This is a genomic window from Shewanella sp. CG12_big_fil_rev_8_21_14_0_65_47_15 (genome assembly GCF_002783505.1).
In the GTDB taxonomy this organism is placed as follows: domain Bacteria; phylum Pseudomonadota; class Gammaproteobacteria; order Enterobacterales; family Shewanellaceae; genus Shewanella.
This window is the reverse complement of record NZ_PFGL01000022.1, coordinates 80,524-103,825: the sequence shown is the minus strand read 5'-3', so window position 1 is coordinate 103,825 and position 23,302 is coordinate 80,524. Positions and strand designations below refer to the sequence as shown.

General features: G+C 47.9%; 20 protein-coding genes. 9 read left to right on the top strand and 11 right to left on the bottom strand.

Features of this window, described 5'->3' with window-relative positions; translation table 11 throughout:
- The first annotated feature begins 152 nt into the window (after window positions 1-152).
- Together COW15_RS07030 and COW15_RS07025 are read left to right on the top strand one after the other, a co-directional pair.
- A complete protein-coding gene (locus COW15_RS07030; protein ID WP_293631248.1) occupies window positions 153-608 on the top strand; it encodes a DUF2809 domain-containing protein in 456 nt (151 codons plus the stop codon).
- Between the two features lie 92 nt (window positions 609-700).
- On the top strand, window positions 701-1,204 hold the full coding sequence (locus tag COW15_RS07025; protein ID WP_293631247.1) for a hypothetical protein: 504 nt from the start codon (window positions 701-703) through the stop codon (window positions 1,202-1,204).
- Here the strand turns inward: COW15_RS07025 and COW15_RS07020 are convergent.
- Window positions 1,201-2,124 carry a LysR family transcriptional regulator gene (locus COW15_RS07020; protein ID WP_293631246.1) on the bottom strand — a complete coding sequence of 308 codons (924 nt, stop codon included), beginning with the start codon at window positions 2,122-2,124 and terminating at the stop codon, window positions 1,201-1,203. The genes COW15_RS07025 and COW15_RS07020 overlap by 4 nt on opposite strands.
- Before the next feature lie 138 nt (window positions 2,125-2,262).
- Between COW15_RS07020 and COW15_RS07015 the strand changes: the two genes are divergently transcribed.
- On the top strand, window positions 2,263-3,024 hold the full coding sequence (locus tag COW15_RS07015) for an SDR family oxidoreductase (RefSeq protein WP_293631245.1): 762 nt from the start codon (window positions 2,263-2,265) through the stop codon (window positions 3,022-3,024).
- Between the two features lie 212 nt (window positions 3,025-3,236).
- Here the strand turns inward: COW15_RS07015 and COW15_RS07010 are convergent, their stop codons facing one another.
- Window positions 3,237-4,757: an aldehyde dehydrogenase family protein gene (locus COW15_RS07010; protein ID WP_293631244.1), complete on the bottom strand. Its 1,521-nt coding sequence runs from the start codon at window positions 4,755-4,757 to the stop codon at window positions 3,237-3,239.
- 261 nt (window positions 4,758-5,018) lie between these two features.
- On the opposite strand from COW15_RS07010, the gene COW15_RS07005 reads away from it, so the two are divergent.
- Window positions 5,019-7,022 (top strand): sigma-54-dependent Fis family transcriptional regulator, encoded by a 2,004-nt coding sequence (locus COW15_RS07005; RefSeq protein WP_293631242.1) that lies wholly within the window; start codon window positions 5,019-5,021, stop codon window positions 7,020-7,022.
- Window positions 7,023-7,087: 65 nt separating this feature from the next.
- On the opposite strand, the gene COW15_RS07000 is transcribed toward COW15_RS07005, so the two are convergent.
- Both COW15_RS07000 and COW15_RS06995 read right to left on the bottom strand, forming a co-directional pair.
- Complete coding sequence (locus tag COW15_RS07000; RefSeq protein WP_293631241.1) at window positions 7,088-8,437, bottom strand: ATP-binding protein; 1,350 nt, start codon at window positions 8,435-8,437, stop codon at window positions 7,088-7,090.
- 14 nt (window positions 8,438-8,451) lie between these two features.
- On the bottom strand, window positions 8,452-9,138 hold the full coding sequence (locus tag COW15_RS06995; RefSeq protein WP_293631240.1) for a response regulator: 687 nt from the start codon (window positions 9,136-9,138) through the stop codon (window positions 8,452-8,454).
- Window positions 9,139-9,517: 379 nt separating this feature from the next.
- Between COW15_RS06995 and COW15_RS06990 the strand changes: the two genes are divergently transcribed.
- The 3 genes from COW15_RS06990 (at window position 9,518) to COW15_RS06980 (ending at window position 11,703) form a co-directional block, all read left to right on the top strand.
- Window positions 9,518-10,006: a Spy/CpxP family protein refolding chaperone gene (locus tag COW15_RS06990; RefSeq protein ID WP_293631238.1), complete on the top strand. Its 489-nt coding sequence runs from the start codon at window positions 9,518-9,520 to the stop codon at window positions 10,004-10,006.
- Between the two features lie 51 nt (window positions 10,007-10,057).
- On the top strand, window positions 10,058-10,951 hold the full coding sequence (locus COW15_RS06985; protein WP_293631236.1) for a cation diffusion facilitator family transporter: 894 nt from the start codon (window positions 10,058-10,060) through the stop codon (window positions 10,949-10,951).
- Window positions 10,952-11,139: 188 nt separating this feature from the next.
- Window positions 11,140-11,703, top strand: a complete 564-nt coding sequence (locus tag COW15_RS06980; RefSeq protein ID WP_293631234.1) for a porin family protein — start codon at window positions 11,140-11,142, stop codon at window positions 11,701-11,703.
- A 128-nt stretch (window positions 11,704-11,831) separates the two neighbouring features.
- Here the strand turns inward: COW15_RS06980 and glnG are convergent, their stop codons facing one another.
- The 6 genes from glnG to COW15_RS06950 form a co-directional block, all read right to left on the bottom strand.
- Window positions 11,832-13,244 (bottom strand): nitrogen regulation protein NR(I), encoded by a 1,413-nt coding sequence (glnG, locus tag COW15_RS06975; protein WP_293631232.1) that lies wholly within the window; start codon window positions 13,242-13,244, stop codon window positions 11,832-11,834.
- A gap of 38 nt (window positions 13,245-13,282) precedes the next feature.
- Complete coding sequence (gene glnL / locus COW15_RS06970; RefSeq protein WP_293631230.1) at window positions 13,283-14,329, bottom strand: nitrogen regulation protein NR(II); 1,047 nt, start codon at window positions 14,327-14,329, stop codon at window positions 13,283-13,285.
- A 121-nt stretch (window positions 14,330-14,450) separates the two neighbouring features.
- A complete protein-coding gene (locus COW15_RS06965; protein WP_293631229.1) occupies window positions 14,451-14,987 on the bottom strand; it encodes a DUF4124 domain-containing protein in 537 nt (178 codons plus the stop codon).
- Window positions 14,988-15,253: 266 nt separating this feature from the next.
- Complete coding sequence (locus COW15_RS06960; protein ID WP_293631227.1) at window positions 15,254-16,411, bottom strand: iron-containing alcohol dehydrogenase; 1,158 nt, start codon at window positions 16,409-16,411, stop codon at window positions 15,254-15,256.
- 195 nt (window positions 16,412-16,606) lie between these two features.
- Complete coding sequence (locus COW15_RS06955; RefSeq protein ID WP_293631225.1) at window positions 16,607-17,203, bottom strand: TetR/AcrR family transcriptional regulator; 597 nt, start codon at window positions 17,201-17,203, stop codon at window positions 16,607-16,609.
- Between the two features lie 286 nt (window positions 17,204-17,489).
- Window positions 17,490-17,801: a pyrimidine/purine nucleoside phosphorylase gene (locus tag COW15_RS06950; RefSeq protein WP_293631223.1), complete on the bottom strand. Its 312-nt coding sequence runs from the start codon at window positions 17,799-17,801 to the stop codon at window positions 17,490-17,492.
- 306 nt (window positions 17,802-18,107) lie between these two features.
- Here COW15_RS06950 and COW15_RS06945 point away from each other — a divergent pair, with 306 nt between their 5' ends.
- A complete protein-coding gene (locus tag COW15_RS06945; protein ID WP_293631222.1) occupies window positions 18,108-20,063 on the top strand; it encodes a methyl-accepting chemotaxis protein in 1,956 nt (651 codons plus the stop codon).
- 146 nt (window positions 20,064-20,209) lie between these two features.
- On the opposite strand, the gene ovoA is transcribed toward COW15_RS06945, so the two are convergent.
- The gene (ovoA, locus tag COW15_RS06940; RefSeq protein ID WP_293631221.1) at window positions 20,210-22,324 is read right to left on the bottom strand and encodes a 5-histidylcysteine sulfoxide synthase; all 2,115 of its coding nucleotides are present in this window, start codon (window positions 22,322-22,324) and stop codon (window positions 20,210-20,212) included.
- Between the two features lie 351 nt (window positions 22,325-22,675).
- Between ovoA and COW15_RS06935 the strand changes: the two genes are divergently transcribed.
- Window positions 22,676-23,071, top strand: a complete 396-nt coding sequence (locus COW15_RS06935) for a hypothetical protein (RefSeq protein ID WP_293631219.1) — start codon at window positions 22,676-22,678, stop codon at window positions 23,069-23,071.
- The last annotated feature ends 231 nt before the right edge of the window (window positions 23,072-23,302 follow it).

The window sequence follows — 23,302 nt, the reverse complement described above, 5'->3', positions numbered from 1 at the left end:
TTGAGGCGCGAACATTCAGTGAGTTGGTGGGGGTGAGTGGCGCGCTTGCTCTGGCGGCGAGCCTTAAATGTCACAACGACAGCTCACTTGTTAACCTCATGGTATTGCGGTAGATTCTGCCTCCTCAATCGAGTGAAGGGATTCATTTATCTATGTCTACCGCCGTTATTCGCGTTTTATTCAGCCGTTATCCGAGTCGTAAATCCTTTTGTATTTATGCCGTTTTACTCTTTTTGACTGAAGTCTTAATCGCTTTATATGCGCCTGCGGGTTTTATTCGTGGTTTTGTGGGCGATGTATTGGTGGTGGTCTTACTGTTTTGCATGGCGCGCGTCGTTGTACCCCCTGTATTCAATCCGGTAGCCAATAGTAAAGACGAGGGCATTAAGCGCTTATTTCAAACTCCTTGGCTGGCGCTTGCGGTATTGCTGTTTGCCTTTGCCATCGAGTTTGGCCAGTATTGGGGCTTAGTCGACAAGTTAGGCTTGGGTGGAAATCGCTTGGCGCGGATAGTGATAGGTAGCCATTTCGACCCACTCGATCTCGTGGCTTATTTTGTCGGTTACTTGATCTTAGTGGGCTGTTATTGGAAAAGCCGCCAGTCCTAGTATTTGAATCCGCAAGAGCCGCGTGACGTGTGTTTTCGCGGATAGGCGAGATAGGTAGTCGAAATAGATAGGCGAGATAAGTGGGGTTAGGGATGCAGCCGATAGCGGGGTTTTCACTGCTAACAGCACGTACTGATGGACTTGAGCCTAATCCACTGAAAATGCCTTTGTATTTCAATGGCCAACATACTCATACCTTGATTGCTGGTCGAGTGATTGAAGGTCAATACCGCTGCGTTTTACCCAATAAAACCTCGGGGTATTTGGTCATCACTTCTTTCGATTGTCCCTTCGAAGAATCGACCGAGTTTAGTCTGCTTGATGAAGGGTTTAAGCTCATTGCGACTACCTCTTTGGCGCAAATGTATGATTCATTCCTACTGCACTCACACTGGCCCATAGCGGATAACCGCGTGCGGCTGCACTATTACGGTCAGTTTGTGCTGGATTTAGTCATTACCGCGGGCAGCTCTTGGTTAACAACTCGGCCGAAACTTAAGCTGATTGAAGTTGTTGATCCCCAAAGTGATCCGCAAACGGCCGCCGCTATGGCCGAATTGGATCAGCGTTTAGCAGCCATCGACAAATCCCTTTAATGTGGGATTAAAAACGGCGTCATCGGCTGATTTAACCATGCCATAAAGACTTGCAGGCGTTTAGATAAATGCCGCCTGTGTGGGTAGAGCAAGCTTACAGGCATTGGCGGCGCAGGGTAATTTGGCAGGATCTCGACCAACTCGCCAGTGTGTAAATACTTAGCCACCCCTATGCTGGGCACTTGAATTATCCCCAGCCCCGCCAAGCAGGCTGAGCTATAGGCATCGGCATTATTTACCGTAATCAGTTTAGGCAGTTGGATTGTAAGGCTCGCTTGATGAGTGTGGGGATCTTGATATTCAAAGCCTGAGTCAGTGCCACCTAATTGGCTTACGTAGTGGACGAGTTTGTGGTTGTGTTGGGTCAAATCTTCAAGGCTTTCGGGTTTACCGTATTTGGTAATATAAGCTGGGCTGGCACAGTTCAGCATCTTAAAATGCCCCAGCTTTTTCGCTATCAATCCTTCTTGCTGCACACTGCCGACGCGGATTACACAGTCGAACCCTTCGGCGATAACATCCACCTTGCGATCTGTGCTGCTCAGTTCAAGCTCGATGTGCGGGTATTGCTCAATAAATTCAGCCAGTTTTGGGAGTACTAAGTTACGGGCAATGCCCGTCGACATATCGACTCTGAGCCGTCCCGAAACTTGCTCGGCTTGCAGTTGGAACAGGCTTTCTAATTCTTGAAATTCCGCCAGTAAACTTTTACAGCGCTCATAACAACTCTGGCCATCTTGGGTTAAGCGTACCGTCCGCGTGGTGCGTTGCAACAAGCGCGCACCCAGAAAGGTTTCGAACTGCGCCACCACATTCGACACATGGGTTTTCGATAGACCTAAGCTGACGCTTGCTTGGGTAAAGCTTTGTAATTCAGCGACCCGCATAAAAATTTGCATGGCTTGCAGTCGATCTTGCACGACGATTGTCCTTTATTGGCTAACAGTCTTAGCATTTATAGTGTGTTTATCTCGTTAATTGCAAGTAATAAGCTGTGTGCAGTTAATTAGGCCTTAAGGCTTAGGTTTCACTTCCAGCGACGATTATAAGGACTGACCATGAACACGACTCCAATTGCACTTATCACTGGCGCTAGCCGCGGTTTAGGTAAAAACACTGCCCTGACATTAGCGGCGCAGGGGATAGATATTATCCTGACCTATCAAACGAATGCTGCAGCGGCCGCTGAAGTGGTTGCCGAGATTGAATGGTTGGGGCGCAAAGCGGTAGCACTGCCGCTGGATGTGAGCGATAGCGGCTCATTTGCCGAGTTTGCCACCCAAGTTAGCGCAGCATTAGCCCAGACTTGGCAGCGGGAGTCGTTTAACTATCTGATTAACAATGCAGGTATCGGGATTCATGTGCCTATGGCGGAAACCAGTGTCGAACAGTTCGATACCTTGATGAATATCCACGTTAAGGGGCCGTTCTTTTTGACCCAAACCTTATTGCCGCAGCTGATGGATGGGGGAAGTATTATCAATATTTCCACCGGCTTGACGCGCTTTGCGATTCCCGGATTTGGCGCCTATGCCACTATGAAGGGCGCGGTTGAAACTATGACTCAGTATTGGGCGAAGGAGTTAGGTCCACGGGGTATTCGGGCCAATGTGCTTGCCCCTGGCGCCATTGAAACAGATTTTGGCGGCGGTGCAGTACGGGATAATGAACAGATGAATCAGTTTTTAGCGCAGCAAACTGCGTTAGGGCGTGTGGGCTTACCTGACGATATCGGCGGCGCGATTAGTGCCTTGTTATCGCCTGCGGCCGCTTGGATTAATGCCCAGCGTATCGAAGCCTCAGGTGGTATGTTTCTGTAAGTATTTTTTGTGTAAGCATTTGATTTATTAATGTGTGAGGCAGAAACAAAGAAAGGGCGGATCGCCCTTTCTTGTCTATCACTGCTGCGCTGCAATGATGGTTATTACACCATCGTTATCACATTTAGCTGAATTGCTAACAATGACATATTTAGCAGATTCGAGACGTCCTGTATAGAAAGCCTCTTCGATATAGCCCTGCACAAAGCTCCTTAGAAGAAACCTAAAGGATTCACATCGTAACTTACCAAGAGATTCTTAGTATTTTGATAATGGTTGAGCATCATCTTATGGGTTTCGCGGCCGATGCCGGATTTTTTGTATCCACCAAAGGCGGCATGGGCAGGATAGGCGTGGTAACAGTTAATCCACACGCGGCCCGCTTGAATGCCACGTCCCATGCGTTGAGCCGTGTTCATATCCCGCGTCCACACGCCAGCGCCTAAGCCGTACTCAGTATCGTTGGCGATCGCTAAGGCTTCGGCTTCATCTTTAAAGGTGGTGACCGAAATGACAGGGCCGAAGATCTCCTCTTGGAAGACACGCATCTTATTGTGGCCTTTCATAATTGTCGGGCTGATGTAATAACCTTCGCTTTGGCCACCATCGAGTTGGCAAAGCGTGCCACCCAGTAGCACCTGCGCGCCCTCAGCCTTACCTATGGCTAAGTAACTTAAGATTTTATCGAACTGTTCTTTGGAGGCTTGAGCGCCCACTTGAGTGTCGGTATCTAATGGATCGCCTTGCTTAATAGTTTGTGCGCGGGCGAGCACTTTTTCGATAAAGCGATCGAAAATCGACTCTTGGACTAACACCCGTGATGGGCAAGTACAGACTTCGCCTTGGTTAAAGAAGGCCAGCAACATACCCTCGACGGCCTTGTTTAAATACTCGTCCTCATGGTCCATCACATCGGCAAAAAACACGTTAGGCGACTTACCGCCAAGCTCAACGGTTGATGGAATTAAGGATTCGGCGGCGCATTTTAAAATGTGATAACCAATTTCAGTGGAGCCCGTAAACGCAAGTTTAGCGATGCGTTTGCTGGTGGCCAGTGCTTGTCCTGCCTCGGCGCCAAAGCCGTTGACTACGTTAAGAATGCCCGCGGGTAATAGGTCTTCAATCAGCTCGAGTAATACCAGAATCGATACCGGCGTTTGCTCCGCAGGTTTGAGTACTACACAGTTTCCCGCCGCCAGCGCAGGAGCGATTTTCCATGCGGCCATCAAGAGCGGGAAGTTCCAAGGGATGATTTGCCCGACCACGCCCAGCGGCTCTGGGAAGTGATAGCTGACTGTGTTGCCATCGATATCGGCGGCGCTGCCTTCCTGTGCGCGGATACAACCGGCAAAGTAGCGGAAGTGATCGACGAATAAGGGTAAGTCGGCGTTTAAGGTTTCACGCACCGCTTTACCGTTTTCCCAGGTTTCGGCGACGGCTAAATATTCGAGATTTTGCTCGACCCGATCGGCAATGCGCAGTAACAGATTTGAGCGTTCGGTGACTGAGGTTTTACCCCAAGCTTCTTTAGCTGCGTGGGCTGCATCTAACGCTAATTCAATATCTTGGGCATCGGATCGCGGGATTTGACAAAAGTTTTGGCCATTTACGGGTGAGAGATTGTCGAAGTATTTACCATTGACCGGGGCGACCCATTTACCACCGATAAAGTTGGCATATTTTTCTTTGAAGTTAACGATTGCGCCTGCGGTTCCGGGTTGAGCATAAATCATAGAATCATTCCTTCTTGTTGATTAGCTTAGTGTTCTCTAACGTAACACTTGAGACTTGCATACCTAAGGTGCATCGCAAGGAGAGTGCCAAACTGGCAAGAGTTGTACACTTGTTGCGCTAACAGTATGATGAAAAGCTCATTTTGCAGATTTGAAACAGTATGGGCACTCAGGGAAAGAAGTGTGTCCTGTGGTCACTTTGTCATCGAACGGCACACTGCAACTGTGCCGAAACGGAACACAGCTCGGGGGAGCACGGCTATGACAGTTAAACCGCATTTACCATCGACACAGGCGTGGTTGGCCGATTCGTGGCAGCGCAGCATTGGCGCTGGCTTGTCAGAGTTTCAGTTACCCCAAGAGCTTAGGCTCGATGCTAGCGAACTAAAGCAGAAACATGAGCAATATCAAATGCTCATCGCATTAGTGCAATCCCATGCCTTGCCCTTGTTCAATCAGTTGATGGCGCATTCTAATAGCCGACTCCTGCTCTCCGATGCCGAGGGTTATGTGCTTAGGCACTGGGGCGTGAGCCGTTACTCTACAAAATTGGCGGACGTGGCTCTGGACATTGGGGTGAATTGGCTTGAGCAGCATAAAGGCACCAATGCGATAGGGACGGCACTCACCGCCAAACAAGCGGTATCTGTGGTGGGTGAGCAGCATTTTATTCGCCAGAATCGTTTTATGAGTTGCACCGCCTGCCCGATATTTTCTCCCCAAGGTGAGATGCTCGGGGTGATAGATATCACCAGTGAGCAGCAAAGGCACACCCAGCAGACGCTGATGTTAGTGTCGAGTTTGGCGCAGCAGGTCGAGACCGCGCTTTTGTGTCATCTGCCCGATAGCCATTATCGAATCGATTTAGCGGCGCAGCCAAATTTACTGAATTCGGGTTGGCAGGGCATAGTGATTGCCGACAGCGATGGTCGCATTGTGGGTTGTAATCCCATGGCGAAACAATTGCTTAACCATGCTAAGGTCGGCGATGCCATCGAGCAGTACTTAGGCGATAATTGGAGCCGTGCGGGTGGCTTTAATCAGCATTTAGACTTGCATCTACAGACTCAGCCCTTAAACATTCCCAGCGCTAAGAGTCGGGTGGCGATGAGCAATAAATCGCTTAATCAACTGGGCGTGCGGTTTCGCGATCCTCAACTTGAGCGCGCATGGCAACATGCCAATAGGGTGATCACCAAGCAAATTCCGCTGTTAGTGCTCGGTGAAACCGGCGTCGGTAAAGAGCAGTTTGTTAAAAAACTCCACGCCCAGAGCGCGCGTCGCAGCGAGCCCTTAGTGGCGGTGAACTGCGCGGCCTTACCTGCCGAGTTAGTCGAATCTGAACTCTTTGGTTATCAGGCGGGCGCTTTTACTGGGGCGAACCGCACTGGATTTATCGGCAAAATTCGCCAAGCCCACGGCGGTTTTTTGTTTTTAGATGAGATCGGTGAAATGCCGCTGGCGGCCCAGAGTCGTTTACTCAGGGTATTGCAGGAGCGCGAAGTGGTGCCCGTTGGCAGTAATCAAAGTTTTAAAGTCGATATTCAAATCATTGCCGCGACCCATATGGATTTAGAGCAACAAGTGGCGCAGGGGCTGTTTCGGCAGGATTTATTCTATCGATTAAATGGTCTGCAAGTACGTTTACCTGCGCTGCGTGAGCGGCAGGATATCGAGCGCATTATCCATAAATTGCATCGTAAACATCGCATTGCGCCGCAGGCGATCTGCCCTGAGCTGTTAGGGCAAATGATGCAACACGACTGGCCGGGCAATTTGCGTGAGCTGGATAATCTTATGCAAGTGGCTTGCTTGATGGCTGAAGGGGATGACACTTTAACTTGGCAGCATTTACCCGATTATCTGGCACAAAAATTAGCGTGCGCTCCGTTAACAGTGGATCCGTTAGATGCACAGCTGTTAAACACACAGCTGTTAAATGAAGAGCAGCCATTAGGTGAAGAGGTTAAAACCGGTCAAAACTCTGCATCACATCCGCTGGCTGGCAAAGTTGTGAGTGGCAAAGTTACGAGTGGCAAAGTTACGAGTGGCAAAGTTACAAGTGGCAAAGTTACAAGTGGCAACACTGCGACGCTGCCAACTGCCACTGCGGTGCAATCGGATTCTCTCCACGAGGCGATTTATAGCAATGTGCTGCAGGTATACCAAGCCTGTGATGGTAATGTGAGCCAATGCGCCAAGCGTTTGGGGATCAGCCGTAATGCCTTGTATCGTAAGCTGAAACAGTTTGGTATTAAGGGATGATAGTAGAACGATGGCAAATGTCGATAAGCCCTTCCACATTTAGCTAAAGGGCTTAACAACAGGGGTTATTTGGGTAAACTCATATATACCCTAAGGCCATGGGGAACGCGGTTCTCGGCTTTAATCTTACCTTTGTGGGCGCTAATCGCCGCCTCGGTGATTGCCAGTCCGAGTCCCCAGCCGCCGCTTTCTCTTTGCCGTGCCGAGTCGGGGCGGTAGAAAGGTTTAAAGATGGCATCGAGTTCGGCGGCATCTATGCCCGGACCATCGTCCGTTATCGTGATTTGTACTTGCTCAGCCGTTTCGCTTGCGTGCAGGTGAATGTCGCTTGCGGCGTAGCGAATTGCATTACGCAGCAGATTTTCAATCGCGCGGGAAAGTGATTTAGGAAATTGGGCAAATTCAATCGCTTCGTCGATCTCTATGGTGATTTTTTTACCCTGTTGAGCGGCTTCAAATTCTGCATCATCCAATACTTGGCTTAAGGATTCGGCTAGGCCTAACTTGACTTTAGTTTCGTTAGTATTGAGTTTAACCCGCGATAACTCGAGTAATTCGGCGATCAGTTTCTCTAACTGTTCGGCCTCGTAGGCGATGCGGTCTGTCTCTGTGGTTTGCTGCCCTTTTTTACGGGCTAGGGCTAAGGATAGCTGCAACCGGGTCAAGGGAGTGCGTAGCTCATGGGAAATATCGCCCATCAATCTCTGTTGGTTGTTCACCATGGCTTCAATGGAGTCCGCCATGCTATTAAAGGCGCTGGCAAGCTGGCCAATTTCATCATTACGCTGGGTTGTCGCCCTATCGACGCGGTTGCTTAGATCACCCTCGGCGAGGGCATTGGCACTCTTTTTAAGTGAATTTAATGCCTTGCCTAGATGCCATGCGAGCAGGCCACAGAGTAATCCCGAGAGTACAATCGCTAGACTTAGGGTTAACAGCTTGTTTTCAATGAAGAAGAAAAACCAGGGGCGCGGATGGATATCCGGTAGGCGGCCATAGATAAAATAGGTTTCACCTCCGAGGGTGAATTGATGGGGGCCGAAAACCAATTCATCTTTAAATTGATGGCTAATAGGTTGTTTTTCTTCATCGGCCATCAACATAAAGCTGCGAACACCACGGCTGACCCTATTGGTGTTGAGCACTTGTCCTTGGTTGTTCACTAAATACAGCCGTAATGGTTTACCCTCCATATCCCTATGCCTTTCCCAGCGGCGCAGAAAATCTGATTTAAGCAGAGTCGGATTTTCTTGGATGCGTAATGCGACCGTGGCGAGCATTTTTTCAAGGTGCGGTGGAATGGGGGCCCTATCGTGATTTTGTTGTAGCAAGGGCAATAGGCCAACCAAGGCAATGATCAGCGAGCTGCAGAGCCAAAATCCGAGCAATAGTTTGATAAATAAGCGATTAGGCACAGTCGACTCCGCCGTTAGGGTAACCAAATATAGCCTTTGCCACGGATAGTTTTCACCCTCGGCCTACCATCGCTACGCTCGGGGAGTTTTTTCCGTAAATTGGATAGATGCATATCTAAACTGCGATCGAAGGGCATGAGTTTTTTACCGAGCACAATTTCGTTTAATTCTTCCTTATTCATCAACTCGCCAGCGTGCAGCGCTAGGGTATGCAGCAGGGTAAATTCTGTGCCAGTGAGTATGATCAACTGCTCGTTACAGTAAGCCTCTTGACGGGAAGGATCCAAACGTAAATCGCCAAATTCCTGTGCCGGAGTCGCATGAATTTCTTGGGCCGTTAAATGGGCGCGGCGAATAATGGCACGAATACGGGCGATCAGTTCTCTGTCGTTAAAGGGTTTAGGCAGGTAGTCGTCGGCACCGATTTCAAGGCCAACCACGCGGTCGATTTCATCACCGCGGGCGGTCAGCATTAACACTGGGGTTTGCTTATGTTGACGCAGGGCGCGTAGCACTTCGAAGCCGTTCAACTTAGGTAACATCACATCGAGTAGGATCAAATCGTAATCCGTCGCCAAGGCCAACTCCAGACCCTGTTTACCATCGTAGGCCAGCGTTAACTTGAACCCTTCTAGTTCGAGTAATTGCCCGAGGAGTTCCGATAGACCCAGATCGTCATCGATTAATAATATCCGACTCATACTGTTCCTTAATCTCTGTAATATGGCCTTTTGCGCCCGATTATCTCAGGTGCTTTAGTGCTTTGGCAGAGTATACCCGTTTTGATGTCAATTGCTGTGTAGCAATGTAAGCCAAAGTAAAGAATAGGGATCTGCTACACCTAAGCTACCTCAAGATACGAGTTTCAGAGCGCCTAGGGTGTTTCAATTCAAGGTGCATCAATGACTGAATGTCGGCCACCTTTTGAATTGATACAACTTTACAGTGATTTACTCAGGCAACGCCCTCACTTACATATAGCCCTTTAGACTGTAAGGGTCGAAAGTGATTTGGCTTTTAAAAGGGTCGTCACTGTGTCTTATCTTCACAACATAAAGTTGAACTATTGAGGTTAACATGATGAAAACATTATCTCCTTTAAAAGCGGGCCTATTTGCCTTATTAGCAAGCTCAGCCGTATTCGCGACAACGGTCAATGCCGAACCGATTCAAGGCTGTGACCATTCAATGGGTGAGTTCCATAGAAATGGAGATCGAATGGCCCATGATGGTATGCACAGAATGTTTGAAGGGCTCGATTTAACCGATGCACAGAAGGCCGACATTAAACAATTGTTTGCCGAGCAGCGTGCCACTCGTAGTGAAGATCGACCAACGAAAGAGCAGCGTTTGGCCCATCGTGCGGAGATGCAAGCCTTAATTACCTCCGCTACCTTCGATGAAACGCAGGCTAAGGCAATGCTCAGTGCACAGCAAGAGAAGCGTCAAGAGCATGCCATTGAGCGTATGAAGGTGCAGAACCAAATTTACAATCTGCTGACGCCGGAGCAGCAGGCTAAATTTAAAGCGCGATTTGAAGCACAAGTCGTTAAAGAACCTCGCAGTTAAGCGACTTAGCTGATATACAATAGAGTCATAGCTTCCCGATATAGACCCCCAATGACTCAAACTTCCCAATACGATTTTTGGGTCAAACTGGCTAGCCGCGCTTCTGTGGCTACCGCTTTGACCCTTATTACTATCAAGCTATTGGCTTGGTTATACTCAGGTTCTGCCAGTATGTTGGCGTCTCTGACGGATTCCTTTGCCGACGCACTCGCTTCTATTATCAATTTTGTTGCCATTCGCTACGCGATAGTGCCCGCCGATCACGACCATAGATATGGCCACGGAAAAGCAGAACCCTTAGCATCCCTCGCCCAGTCCGCCTTTATTATGGGCTCCGCTTTTTTGCTGCTGTTTTATGGCGGAGAACGCCTTATTACTCCTGCGCCTGTGGAGCATGCCACCCTAGGCGTTGGGGTTTCTGTGGTTGCTATAGTGTTGACACTGGCGCTGGTGATGTTGCAAAAACGGGCGCTCGCCGCAACTAATAGCACTGTGGTGGAAGCCGATTCATTGCACTATAAGTCCGACTTATTCCTCAATGCAGCGGTGTTGTTGGCATTAGTCTTATCCCAGTATGGCTGGTGGTGGGCAGATGGATTATTTGCGGTGTTAATTGCTTTATATATTGGGCAGCAAGCCTTTAATCTGGGTTATCGTTCGATTCAAGCGCTGTTAGATCGAGAGTTAGATGAAGAAACCCGTCAGATGATCAAGCAAATTGCGAAGGAGGACCCACGGGTGCAAGGGTTGCATGATTTACGGACTCGGCAGGCGGGTAAAACTGTTTTTATTCAATTTCATTTAGAACTCGATGGTAATTTAAGTTTAAATGAGGCCCACAGTATCGCCGATACCACGGGCTTACGAGTCAGGGGCGCATTTGAAGATGCCGAGGTGATTATTCACCAAGATCCGGTGAAACTTGAGCCTAGCCTCAATCCGTAAATTTAAGATGAGGTGCAGCGATTTAATTAAGTCTACGGTTGTGGGCGGTTCTTCTATGAGCCGCTTATTTAAAACTGAACCAATCCTGTATAACATGTATTTAATTTTTGTTGCCGATAACTCTTCTTATCGATTTGCTGTAATATCCGCAGCATTTAGTTATTGGCTTAAATCATTAGGGAAGTATGATGAAAAAATTATCTTTAGTTACCATTTCTTTATTATCAATATTAGCGACAGCTCAAGTTTCTGCGGCAACCGACACAACAGGATTTTATGTGGGCGGTGCATTGAATAAAGTCACAATCGATGGTGATGATTTTACTGACTCTCAGTCAGGTACGGGTTTTGGCGCTTACGGCGGTTATAACTTCAACGACTGGTTTGGTTTAGAAGCTAACCTATTTGCCACTGGTGATCTAGGCGATAAGGACATCGATGTTAGCGCTGGCGCATTAAGCTTTACACCTAAATTTACCGCACAAATCAATGATATTTTCTCTGTTTACGGCAAAGTGGGTATCGCTTCTATGGCAATTGTGCTCGATGGCAATGGTTTTGATGAAGACTTGACCGGTTTCGGTTGGACCTACGGTGTCGGTATTAATGCTGCAGTGACTGAGCACCTCAATATTCGTGTCAGTTATGATGTCACCACGGGTGAGTTAGATGCTGATAATAACTATTTAGGATTAAAAGATATTGACACAGATATTAAGCAATTTGCTGTCGGTGTACATTATCAATTCTAATTTGTTGGTATTTAGCGCATTTAATTGTCGCTAGTCGCCATAGAATGAATTGATAGAAAAGGGATATGAAAATATCCCTTTTTGTTGTCTATGAATAAGTCAATACCGCTATTATTGGTGAGTAATGCTTAATCCATAGACAACTCTTTTAATTTCCGCGTTAGCGTATTGCGCCCCCAACCTAAACGTTTCGCCGCTTCTTGTTTATGGCCTTGGGTATGGCGCAGTGCAGTTTCTAGCAGAATACGCTCGAAAGCGGGCTGCACTTCGGTCAATAGATCGCTATTTCCCTCCGAGAGTTTTTGATCTATCCATTCGGTTAAGGCCGCTTGCCAATCTTGCCCCCCCCTTGCGGCGTGAGTCACACTCACAGGCTCCTTTAGCAGTTCAGGCGGTAAATCCTGGGGTAAAATTTCCTGTCCCGATGCCATGACTGTTAACCAACGACAGGTGTTTTCGAGCTGCCTTACGTTACCTGGCCAAGGGAGCTGCGAGAGCTTAGCCGCCGTTTCTTTGGTCATTATCTTAGTTTCTACGCCGATTTCCTTCGCCGCCGAGGCCAGAAAATGGGTGGCGAGCTGGGGTATGTCCTCACGGCGTTGTGATAGTGGCGGCAAGTGCACGCGAATAACGTTAAGACGATGGAACAAATCTTCCCTAAAACCACCTTTTTGTACCAGCTGCTCCAGATCTTGATGGGTTGCGGCAATGATGCGTACATCGACTTGCACCGCACTGTGGCCGCCGACGCGGTAGAACTGGCCATCGGCGAGGACCCGTAGCAGTCGTGTTTGGACATCCAGCGGCATATCGCCGATTTCATCTAAAAAGAGCGTGCCACCGTTAGCTTGCTCGAAGCGGCCTTGGCGCACATTGGCGGCGCCGGTGAAGGCACCTTTTTCGTGGCCGAATAGTTCAGACTCGATTAAATCCTTTGGAATTGCCGCCATGTTCAAGGCGATAAATGGCTTATCTTTGCGGGGACTGTGTTTGTGTAATGCCCCTGCAACCAGTTCTTTGCCCGTCCCCGATTGGCCATTAATGAGCACGCTGATGGATGAGCGTGAAAGCCTGCCTATGGCGCGAAATACCTCCTGCATCGCCGGCGCTTCACCTATGATTTCGGGGGTTTTGACTTGGGTTTCCTGCACGGGTGCTGGGCTCTGCTCCGTAGCATGGGTGAGGGCTCGTTCGACGAGGGAGATGGCCTCATCGATGTCGAAGGGTTTGGGCAGATACTCAAATGCACCCGCTTGATAGGCGCTGACGGCACTGTCTAAGTCCGAGTGCGCCGTCATAATGATCACGGGAATATGGGGGTAATGGATTTGCAGCCTTTCGAGTAGGCTGAGCCCATCCGTCCCAGGCATGCGGATATCCGACACTATTACCCTAGGCTGAGAGATCTCTAATGCCTGCCACAGTGACTCAGCCGCGGCAAAGCTGGCGGTGCTGAGTTTGGCACCTTGGAGTGCTCTTTCTAGCACCCAACGTATCGAGCTATCATCGTCGAGGATCCACACTTGTTCACTCATTCGCATCTTGCTTCCTCATACGGTATGGGTTGGTGCTGTCGCAATTATTTGGCGCTTAAAATCGGTAGAGAAATAATAAATTCGGTATGCCCTGCGCTGGAGAGACAATCGATTCTGCCCGAATGTAAGCGGGCAATATTATGGGCTATTGACAAACCTAGCCCTGAACCTTGCTCGCGGCTTGTGACCATAGGGTAAAACAGCGTATCCATTAACTCGGTCGGTATGCCTGGGCCATTGTCGATAATCGATAATGTCAGCACCAGCTTATGTCGCTGTGAGCCGATAGTTACTTGGTGTTGAGTGCGAGTACGGACCAAAATCTCGCCGCCCGTATGCTCAAGTGCCTGCACTGCATTCTGTAAAATGTTGAGCACGGCCTGCTGCATTTGATCTGGGTCCATCTCGATATCGGGAATGGACGGATCGTAGTCTCGCTTAAGCTGGATATTGGCGGGCAGCGTCATTTCAACCAGTTTGTACACCTTCTGCACGACTTGATGGATGTTATGCAGATTATGTTGCGTAGGTCGTTGAGGGCCTAATAGGCGGTCGACTAAGCCACGTAGGCGATCGGCCTGTTCTATGATAAGGCTGGTAAATTCCTTTTGTGCGGGATCTTCGAGTTCCCGGGATAATAGCTGCGCTGCGCCGCGCAGACCGCCGAGGGGATTTTTGATCTCGTGGGCTAAGTTACGCACTAAAAACTGCGCCGCTTGCTGTTGTGCATCTTGACTCAGTTGCTGGTGGATACGCCTCTGTTGGTCGACTTGACGCAGCTCGAGCAGGCTCAGTTGTGCCTCATCTTCGAGGGGGATCAGTGTGAGATCCACTGTGTGATGTTGGCCATCTAGAGTGACGAGTGTGGCAGTATTGACCGTTAATCCTTGGCTGGCTTGTACGGCATCACTCAGCAATTGAGCCTCTACACCGAGAATTTGATAATGTTCCGGCAATGCTTGCTCTATCAGTCTATGACTACCCACACCTAACAGTTGCTCTGCCGCAGCATTGGCATAGCAAGGTTTGAGATCCTTATCTATGACAAGTACCGCGGTGACTAAATGATTAAGCAGAGTCTCTTTGTCCATCGACCGTTCCTGAAAATAAAGTTGCACCACCATGGTGCACCAATCTGGTGCAAGCTGCAACTCGACTCCATCAAACGGTTTAATTTAGTCTGAATAACCTAATCCATTGTTATTAAATGTTTTAATTGGATTTTGGTTGTTTCTTTGGGGTTTGACTCATCGCCGCTTGATGAAGAAATATCTTTCTTGGTGAACTAGATGCAAAGACTTTGCCGTTTTGAGTCATAGCGTCAACAACAAGGGTATGTTCGCCCCTATCTATGTTGGTGATTTTAAATATGCCGCCGACTTGGGGTTTGCCAACCACTTGTCCATCGAGTTTTAACACCATCAGGTATCGGCCCTTAATCTCGGGGGTTACAGTGGCGATAACTTCAAAATCGCCATTATTATCCCTGACCGTCGCTTCCTCTTCAGGTGAGGTGATATTGACTTGGTAAGCCATGTTTTCAATCACTTGACTGTTATTGCTCGAATCGTTCTGGGGAGGGGGTAAGGTGATTTGATTCAAGGTTTTTTCTTTTAACTCAACCACTTCTGCATTAGCATGTGGCTCATCAGAGTAATGAACTTTCCCATCCTTATCGACCCATTTATACACAGTTGCCTGTGCCAGCATGCTAAGCAGCAATAGGCCTATGAGTGTGAATGTGCGCATGCAAGAGCCCTTGTATCAGTTAGGGGAAGTTAATCAAGATTAGTCTCTTTTCCATCAAAAATCATGAAGGAAATAGGTTTTACAGCCGTTCTTTCGCACGAACATACGCAACAATAACGGCAGTATGGACGAGTTTTCGGCAGTTATAGTGCATTTTTTAGCTATCGCACCATTATGGTGCGATAGCTGTTTTTACCGCATTTAGCACACTCGCGTGCTTGTCTTTATTCATTTCAAGCTAAGTTCAATCAAGATAGCATTTGACGTTATAGGGCTAAGGTCAAAATGTCACGACTCATTGCTGGGTCAATATTGCCGTGTTCGCCGAGCGCCACCATGCCGTGCAGTTCAAGCTGCTTCACGACAGTATCAACATGGCTGGCATCGAGATCATAGGCAGATAAATGTGTCGGTATGCCCATGGCTTCGAAGAAAGCCTTGGTTTTTGCAATGGCGGCATCGATGCGTTCGTCATCGGAACCTGTGGTGATGTGCCACACTCGGTCGGCGTATTGAAGTAACTTTTCACGCTTAGCCTCTTTTGTGCATTGCAGCAGGGCAGGCAGTACGATTGCCAATGTACGTGCATGGTCGATGTCGTAAAGTGCAGTCAGTTCATGGCCTATCATGTGGGTTGCCCAATCGTGGGGAACACCGACACCAATCGTGCCGTTGAGTGCCATAGTGGCGACCCACATTAAGTTAGCGCGAATGTCGTAGTCTTCCGGTTGAACGAGCACTTGTGGACCAAGCTCAATCAAGGTTTGTAACAGACCTTCGGCAAATCTGTCCTGTACGGCGGCGTTGACTGGGTATGTTAGGTACTGCTCTGTGATATGCACAAAAGCATCGACCACACCGTTGGCCACTTGACGTTCTGGCAGGGTGAAGGTTTTTGTCGGGTCGAGTATTGAGAATTGCGGATAAACCAAGTCATTACGGAATGGCAGCTTAGCCTGCAGTGATTTACGGGTCACTACGCTGGCGTTGTTCATCTCTGAACCCGTCGCTGGCAAGGTTAATACTGAGCCAAAGGGCATAGCTTGAGTCACTTTTGCGCCCCAGCTAGTGAGAATATCCCAAGGTTCACCGTCGAATACCGCAGCCGCGGCAACAAATTTAGTGCCATCGATAACCGAACCACCACCCACTGCGAGGAGGAAGTCGATCTTCTGTTCGCGCACTTGGGCAACGGCTTTCATTAAGGTTTCATAGGTTGGGTTTGGCTCGATGCCATCGAACTCGACGACGACACGATTACCCAATGACCGTTTAACTTCGTCTAACGTGCCTGTTTTTCTAGCACTGCTGCCGCCAAAGAGGATCATGACTTTAGCATCGCTAGGCACTAAAGCATCAATTTCGGCGATAGTGTCTTTACCAAAACGTATGCGGGTCGGGTTGTAATAGTTAAAATTTAGCATGGATGATTTTATCCCTTATTACCTTAAGTGAGCTACTTTAAATTAGCAGTGTTAAATGCGCTGCGTTAAATACGTTGTATTAATTAGCGCCTTTAAATTAGTAGACCAGTCGTCTAATGTCGGAGCGTGAAACGGTATTTTTAAAAATCCTTGGCTGATCAATATCAGCCAATATTAGTTTTGAGTCGGTTTAGATTAAGGGGCCGTTTTAGGTGTTAAAATGGCTTTAGTCGTCACGAGCGCACGTTCGAGTGCCGCGGGGCTGTGGCCTAACTTGTTCATCAAGCTGGCGCCTAACCACATGTGATACAACATTTCAGCACTCGATTGTGGATCTTGCTTAGCGATTGAGCCATCGTTTATGCCCACTTGAACACAGGTGGTTAACCTGTCTATGATGCCGGCGGAACCTTTCAATAAGGCAAGGCGCATGGCTTCGGATAAGTCGGCCACTTCGGCACTGAGTTTCACGACGAGGCACTTTTGATCTACGCAGCCATCGGCTTGCACATGCAACCATTGTTGCCAGTACTGCATTAAGCGTTGATAGCCCGTCAGTGTCGAGTTATTGAATAATGCGTCTAAATCTAACTGATATTTCTCAAAATAATCAGTTATCAGCGCTTCGCCAAATTGTTCTTTGGATTTGAAGTAATGATAAAACGAGCCTTTAGGCACTTCGGCGGCCTGCAGCAGTAGGGATAAGCCGACGCTGGAGAAGCCCTTTCGTAGGATCAGCTTATAGCCGATGTCGAGAATGTGCTGGCGAGTGGATTGAGTTTCAATTTTCATGTGGCGTAGCATAAGTTAAATTAGACCGGTCGTCTAGTATTGTTTTAATCGACGATTCTAACATGCTCGATTTCGTATGCTTTGAGTCGAGAGATTTAAACTGAGCTGATTTAGTTTGATAAAATGGCTAGGTTGATAAATGCCAGACGGATAAAGCATTCTGATAATGCGATCGTGGCAAGGAAAAATAATCTGGCGGGACAAAATACCCACAGTGCTGAGATAAAGCATCACAGTGGGCATTCTATTCACTATTGATATTGAAACTTTCACTCAATCAAGATGATTAGAGGTAACTGCAGCAATATTCGGCAATGGCTGTATTGCGGATTTTGAAGCTAACATTGGCGGCAAGCTCAAATTGTGTGCCTGCTTCGAAGGTTTCCCAGGTTGAAGCCTCAGGGAGCTGGACTTCAAATGTACCGCTGGTGACTTCCATGATTTCACCCTGAGAAGTCGAGAATTCATATTCTCCAGGCAGCACTACACCTAAAGTTTGCTTACTGCCGTCGGCAAAAAATACACTGCGGCTGGCAACTTTACCGTCAAAGTAGATATTAGCTTTTTTAGCGACTGATACTTGTTCAATTAAACCCATGAGCATTCCCCTATAAATTGGCTTTGGATGAATTTATATGCATATTTGGTAAATTTCCATACATTATTTTCGGTGGGAGGGCTGGATAAGGTTTGCACGCTCTATCTGCGCATTTACCTGTCGTTATTCTGTTTAATATTTAAGGGAGATTAACGGGGTGACACCAAAAAATACGCTTGTACATTATGTTGTTATATCAAGTTTCGCGGTTGCACTATTAAAATAAATCGCCGCGCTTTGTTTAGCGAGAGTTCTTATCCTATAGTAAATCAAAATGGAATTTGTTGTGCGACAAGGAGTCATCCCATGGGTTTTACTCGTAAGATTCAACTGATCAGCTTATTAATAGTGCTATTGCCTCTGGTAGTGGCGACGGCAAGCGTCACTTACCTCGCTCGAAATGAGTTATTTACCGAAGCCCAGTCGCGGCTTATCGCAGTGCGTGAGATAAAGCAGCGACAGATTAGCGGCATGTTTCAAGACTTCTCCGATAACCTACAGTCGGTGAGTGCCATTATTGCGAGTCAGCCAAATCTTGACTCTATATCTGGGTTAGATCAAACCCTAAAATCCCTTAATAAACTTCTTGGTTTCTATGATCTTTTTATTATTAAGGACGATGGCAGTGTATTTTATACCGTGGCAAAGGAGCCGGATTATGGGACTAATTTGCGGACTGGCCCCTATCGTACCTCTGGACTGGCACAGTTATTTGAGCGGGCATTAGCCTCATCAGAAGCTGTGTTGCTACAGGATTTTTCGGCATACGCTCCTTCAAATGGTCAACCTGCGGCATTTATCGGTCAAGCGATTCAGTACAATCAGCAGCGGATCGTGGTTGCTGCACAGGTCTCGATTGAGCGAATTAATCGAGTCATGCAAATTCGTGAAGGCATGGGGGACACAGGTGAAACTTATCTTATCGGCCCAGATAATCGCATGCGTTCCGACTCTTTTCTCGATCCGGTTAAACGGACCGTATCGGCTTCATTTGCGGGTTCTGTCGCCCACAATGGGGTCGATACTCTCGCAGTAAAAGCGGCGCTAGCAGGTGAGGAAGGCGTGATGCAGCTATATGATTACAATAATAATTTTGTGGTATCAGCCTATTCCCCAGTGATAGAGATGGGATTGAAGTGGGGACTGATGGCCGAGATTGATGTAAGCGAAATCGCTGCACCAGCTTATCGCATGATGTACATAGGCTTAATTATCTGTGTTTTATCCATAGTGCTTGCCATTGCTGCGGCTAAGTGGGTTACCCGCTTTGTGCTTACCCCCTTAGGCGGTGAGCCCGAGGATATGTGCCAGTTGACCAGTATGATCGCCTCCGGTGATTTGACCCATAGTTTGCCCCACAGGCATTCCGATAATCATCTGATGAGTTGGCTAGCGCGGATGCAAACTAAGCTCAAAGAAATCATTAGCCAGTTGGTGGGTGTTGGGCATGAACTCGAATTCGCCGCCGAACAAAACTCTGCCGCCATGACCCAAGCCGATTGCAGCATTCAAATGCAGGCGAAAGAAACGGATATGCTTGCAACCGCTGTCGAAGAAATGAGTTATGCCGCGGCAGAAATTAGCGCTAACACCATGAAATCCTCCGATGAAGTGTCCGCTTGCACTCATTCGAGTGGCATTCTGTCGCAAAATCTTGCGAGTACCCGCCAAAGTTTGAAAATTACCTTAGACAGCTTTGCGACTATTCATCAACAGGTGGGTAGTCTTGAGGCCGACAGTCAGAAAATCGGCTCAGTATTGGCGGTGATTAATGCCATTGCCGAACAGACAAACCTATTATCCCTCAATGCTGCGATTGAAGCCGCGAGAGCCGGCGAGCATGGCCGTGGCTTTGCTGTGGTGGCCGATGAGGTGCGTCAATTAGCGGTTAAGGTTCAGTTGGCGACTCAGGATATTGGTCATGTACTACAGGGGATTCAGCAGCAGTCGAGTGTATTGGCGCAGCATAGTGTGACTTGTACAACCGAGGCATCAAAAACCGCGGAAGATGCCGACGGCATGCAATCCGCAGTGGATGATATCGCTGTGCGTTTGGAAACCTTAAAGGCATTAATGATCCAAACGGCTACCGCTGCGGAGGAGCAAACAACAGTGTCGGCCACAATTGCCCAGGGGATTGCAGGGTTAAGCGTGGCGGCGGAGGAGAACAGTGCGGCGATCAGCCAAGTGGCGGCGAGTACACGCAGCTTATTGGGTTTAGCCAATCAACTTGGTTTAACAACGGCACAGTTTAAGGTGTAGGTTAGCTCTATATCCTCTTGCAGTGTTCTCACCATTTTGGTGCTGCAAATAATATGACTGAGCTGGATGTTACACATCCGCCAGAAATGGATTTCTGGCGGATATTTTTATGGTATGACTTAATAACAGCACACTAATACATGGGATCAGCGTTTACGCCAAATGGTCATTTCCGAGATGGAATGTTGGAATTTACGTTTAGTCTCGCGGATCACGAAGGGAATCTCCTTCACCGCAACCAGCTCAAATTGGCCGATTAAGGTTTCGGTTAAGCCGTCTAAGGTGGTGAAGTTCTCGCCTTTGACTTTAACGCCACCTAGCCATTTATCCTTCGGCGTATAATCTTCAAGCCAAGTGTATGGCGAAGCAATCACAAGGTATCCACCTTGGTTAATCCGCTGGCCAATACTGGCGAGGAAATGTTTAGGATCTTGTAATCTATCGATAAGATTCGAGGCATACACTAAATCGTAACCTGTGTAGATGGGCTTTAGATTGCAGGCATCTCCCTGCATAAAGTTGACTTTTTTAGCCTCATTTTGGTAACCCAGTTTAGCCAGACTCGCACTCTTAAACTCCTGCAAGTCACCCTCAGTGCGAATGGTGTAGCGCTTCTCACCCTGTTCGGTCAGCGCGTAGGCCTGTTGAATAAAACGCGCCGAAAAGTCGATACCATCCACATGATCGAACACTTTTGCTAGTTCAAAACTGGCGCGTCCGACGGAGCAGCCAATATCGAGTGCTTTAACTGTATGGGTGAGTTGAATTTCACTCAGGGCTTGCTGCACGCCATTAACGCAGAAGTTAGCGACACCGAAATATTTGGCACCATAGTGAAATTCAAGGTATTGGGAAATCAGTTCATCGGTTTCGTACACGTTGACCTCGGCCATTTGGGCAGGATTTTGTAGGGACTCCACATAGCGAAAGCCCGCATGTTGATAGAAGTGGCGCCGGAATGCGTAGCGTGAGGAGGCAATTGCTTCATTCCCCGTGGAAATCCAAGAACCGCCCTTGATGAGGTTATGTTTACCGTCGAAGGTCGGGGTCGAGAAATCGTCGTACAGAGGGTGCACGGCAAAACCGTTAAAGCCATCCATTGCCGTTTCTGTCCATTGCCAGACGTTGCCAATAATGTCGAAAAACCCATTATGTTCGAACCGATTGGCTGGGCAGGAAGAGGCGTAGTAGGCTAGGGCGATATTGCCAGGGGCCTCCTGCCAATCTGGCGCATCGACGGGAATATTTTGCCGAAGAATGTACCATTCTGCTTCGGTGAGTAAACGAATATTACTTTGATTTTGCTTGGATTTCCAATTGCAGAAAGCCTTAGCTTCGAGCTGGTTCACCTCCACAGGCCAATTCAAGGGGAGAGGGATTTCTGTCGTCAAATTGCGTTGCCACCATTTTCCCTCCCGCTGGCGCCAAAAACGTGGCATTTTGGCCTGTGTATAGGCGAGCCAGGCTTGACCTTCTTCATTCCAAAAATGCGCCGTTTGATATCCACCCGCCGTAACGAAGGCGAGATATTCTTGATTGGTGACTAAAAACTTTGATGCTTTAAAATCGGCTACCTTAAAGGATTTATTACCGTATTCGTTATCCCAACCATAGGTTTGATCCGCTTCCTGTTTTCCTAGGGTTATTTTTTGCCCTGCCACGGCAATGAGTTGATTGGGCTCGGCGACATCCGAGTCATGGCATTCGGGCCAGAGTGGGTTAGGAGCGACATGCTCGAGTGGCAGTTGGCGTATGATGACGGATGAGGTTTCTAAGTGGATACGTTCATGCTCAATCCCCATCAGAATGATCCAGGCAGGGCTCTCTTGGGTTATTGGCAATGGCAGTGGCATAGTGTCTATGACCCTGTTAACCACTTCTTTCACCTGTTGACGATATTGGCGAACATCCGACACGCTGGGCCATTGGTAATGGGTGTCATTTAAATCATCCCAGGACATCTCATCGACACCTATGGCAAACATCGACTCAAAATGATCATTAACCCGTACATCGAGGTATTTACCGAGCATGAGTTTATTGATGTAAAATGTCGCCGTATGGCCAAAATAAAAGATCAATGGATGGCGTAGCGGCTCGGCTTTTAGATAGTAGGCGCAATCCTGTTGGATAAGATCAAACAGTGATTCGTACTGTGTCCAGGTCTGATTAAAATATTGCTTTAGTGCTTGACGTTTTTGCGCCTCATTATCACCCGTGAGTTTGAGGGATTGAGGGTTTTGCATGTTCGGCTTTTCCATAGGGCAAGCAAACTCCATATTTGTAGGCCTGCAATGCAAGCGTGGTAAAGGCTTATCAGTAATGCGACTGTATACGCTCAGGTTCGCTCTAGGATCACTGTGCTAACAGAATGTGTCATTTTACCTATTCGTTTTCCCAAACTAACAGAAAGATAAAGAGAGTCCAATACGAGTGTCCTAGATCGCATCCTGATGATATGACCTTGTTGTTCAGTCTTTTATTGCTGTGTCAAAGGGGATAATTTGGGGCTGAGTACGGTAAAAATTATTTTATCTTTGAACAGTATTTTCTCTCTCTAGGTTAAGGCAGAATGATCCCGTCCGTAACATTATTATGCAGGATATAACGGGATGACAATGAACGCATTATGGATACCCGCCTGGTATGAACTTGACCCGTCGCTCGTAGTGGGCGTGACAGAGGAGTTTATATTTCATAAACCCGCGGCCAACGAGGCATTAAAATTTTACAGCGGAGCTAAGGGGGCCCAAGCCGTAAAGGCGACAGGAACCATTTCGGCCATTCATCATAACGTCTTGGGGGACATAGAGAGTGTTGATGCTCAAGGGCTTGATTATACGTTAGTTTTAAAGGATGGACGTCGTCTGTTAGTCAATGCCGAGGAGGATCCTGGGCTGATTTACGAGTGGGTTGATGAGAGCTGGCAACCCTCTGATATGGTGGTCGTCGATTGGCAGCTCGAAGTGAAATTGACCTCCCTATCACCATTGACGCCGATAGGTTAATTGGGTTGTCATTTTAAGGGGCAGTTAGGTTCCTCCACTGTGGCCTGCTGCTCCACCCGCTCCTTCAATAACAGATATTCTTTTTTATTGGCTCGACCTCAGTGTTATAAAACTCCAACGTATTCATTCTTCTTGGTAGAGCCGATATCGCCTTACCCTATATCCTCATCCTGATATGCTTAGCCCCGGATTGTCCCTAAGGGGATTTTGGTCTAGATTGGGAGCACTTCT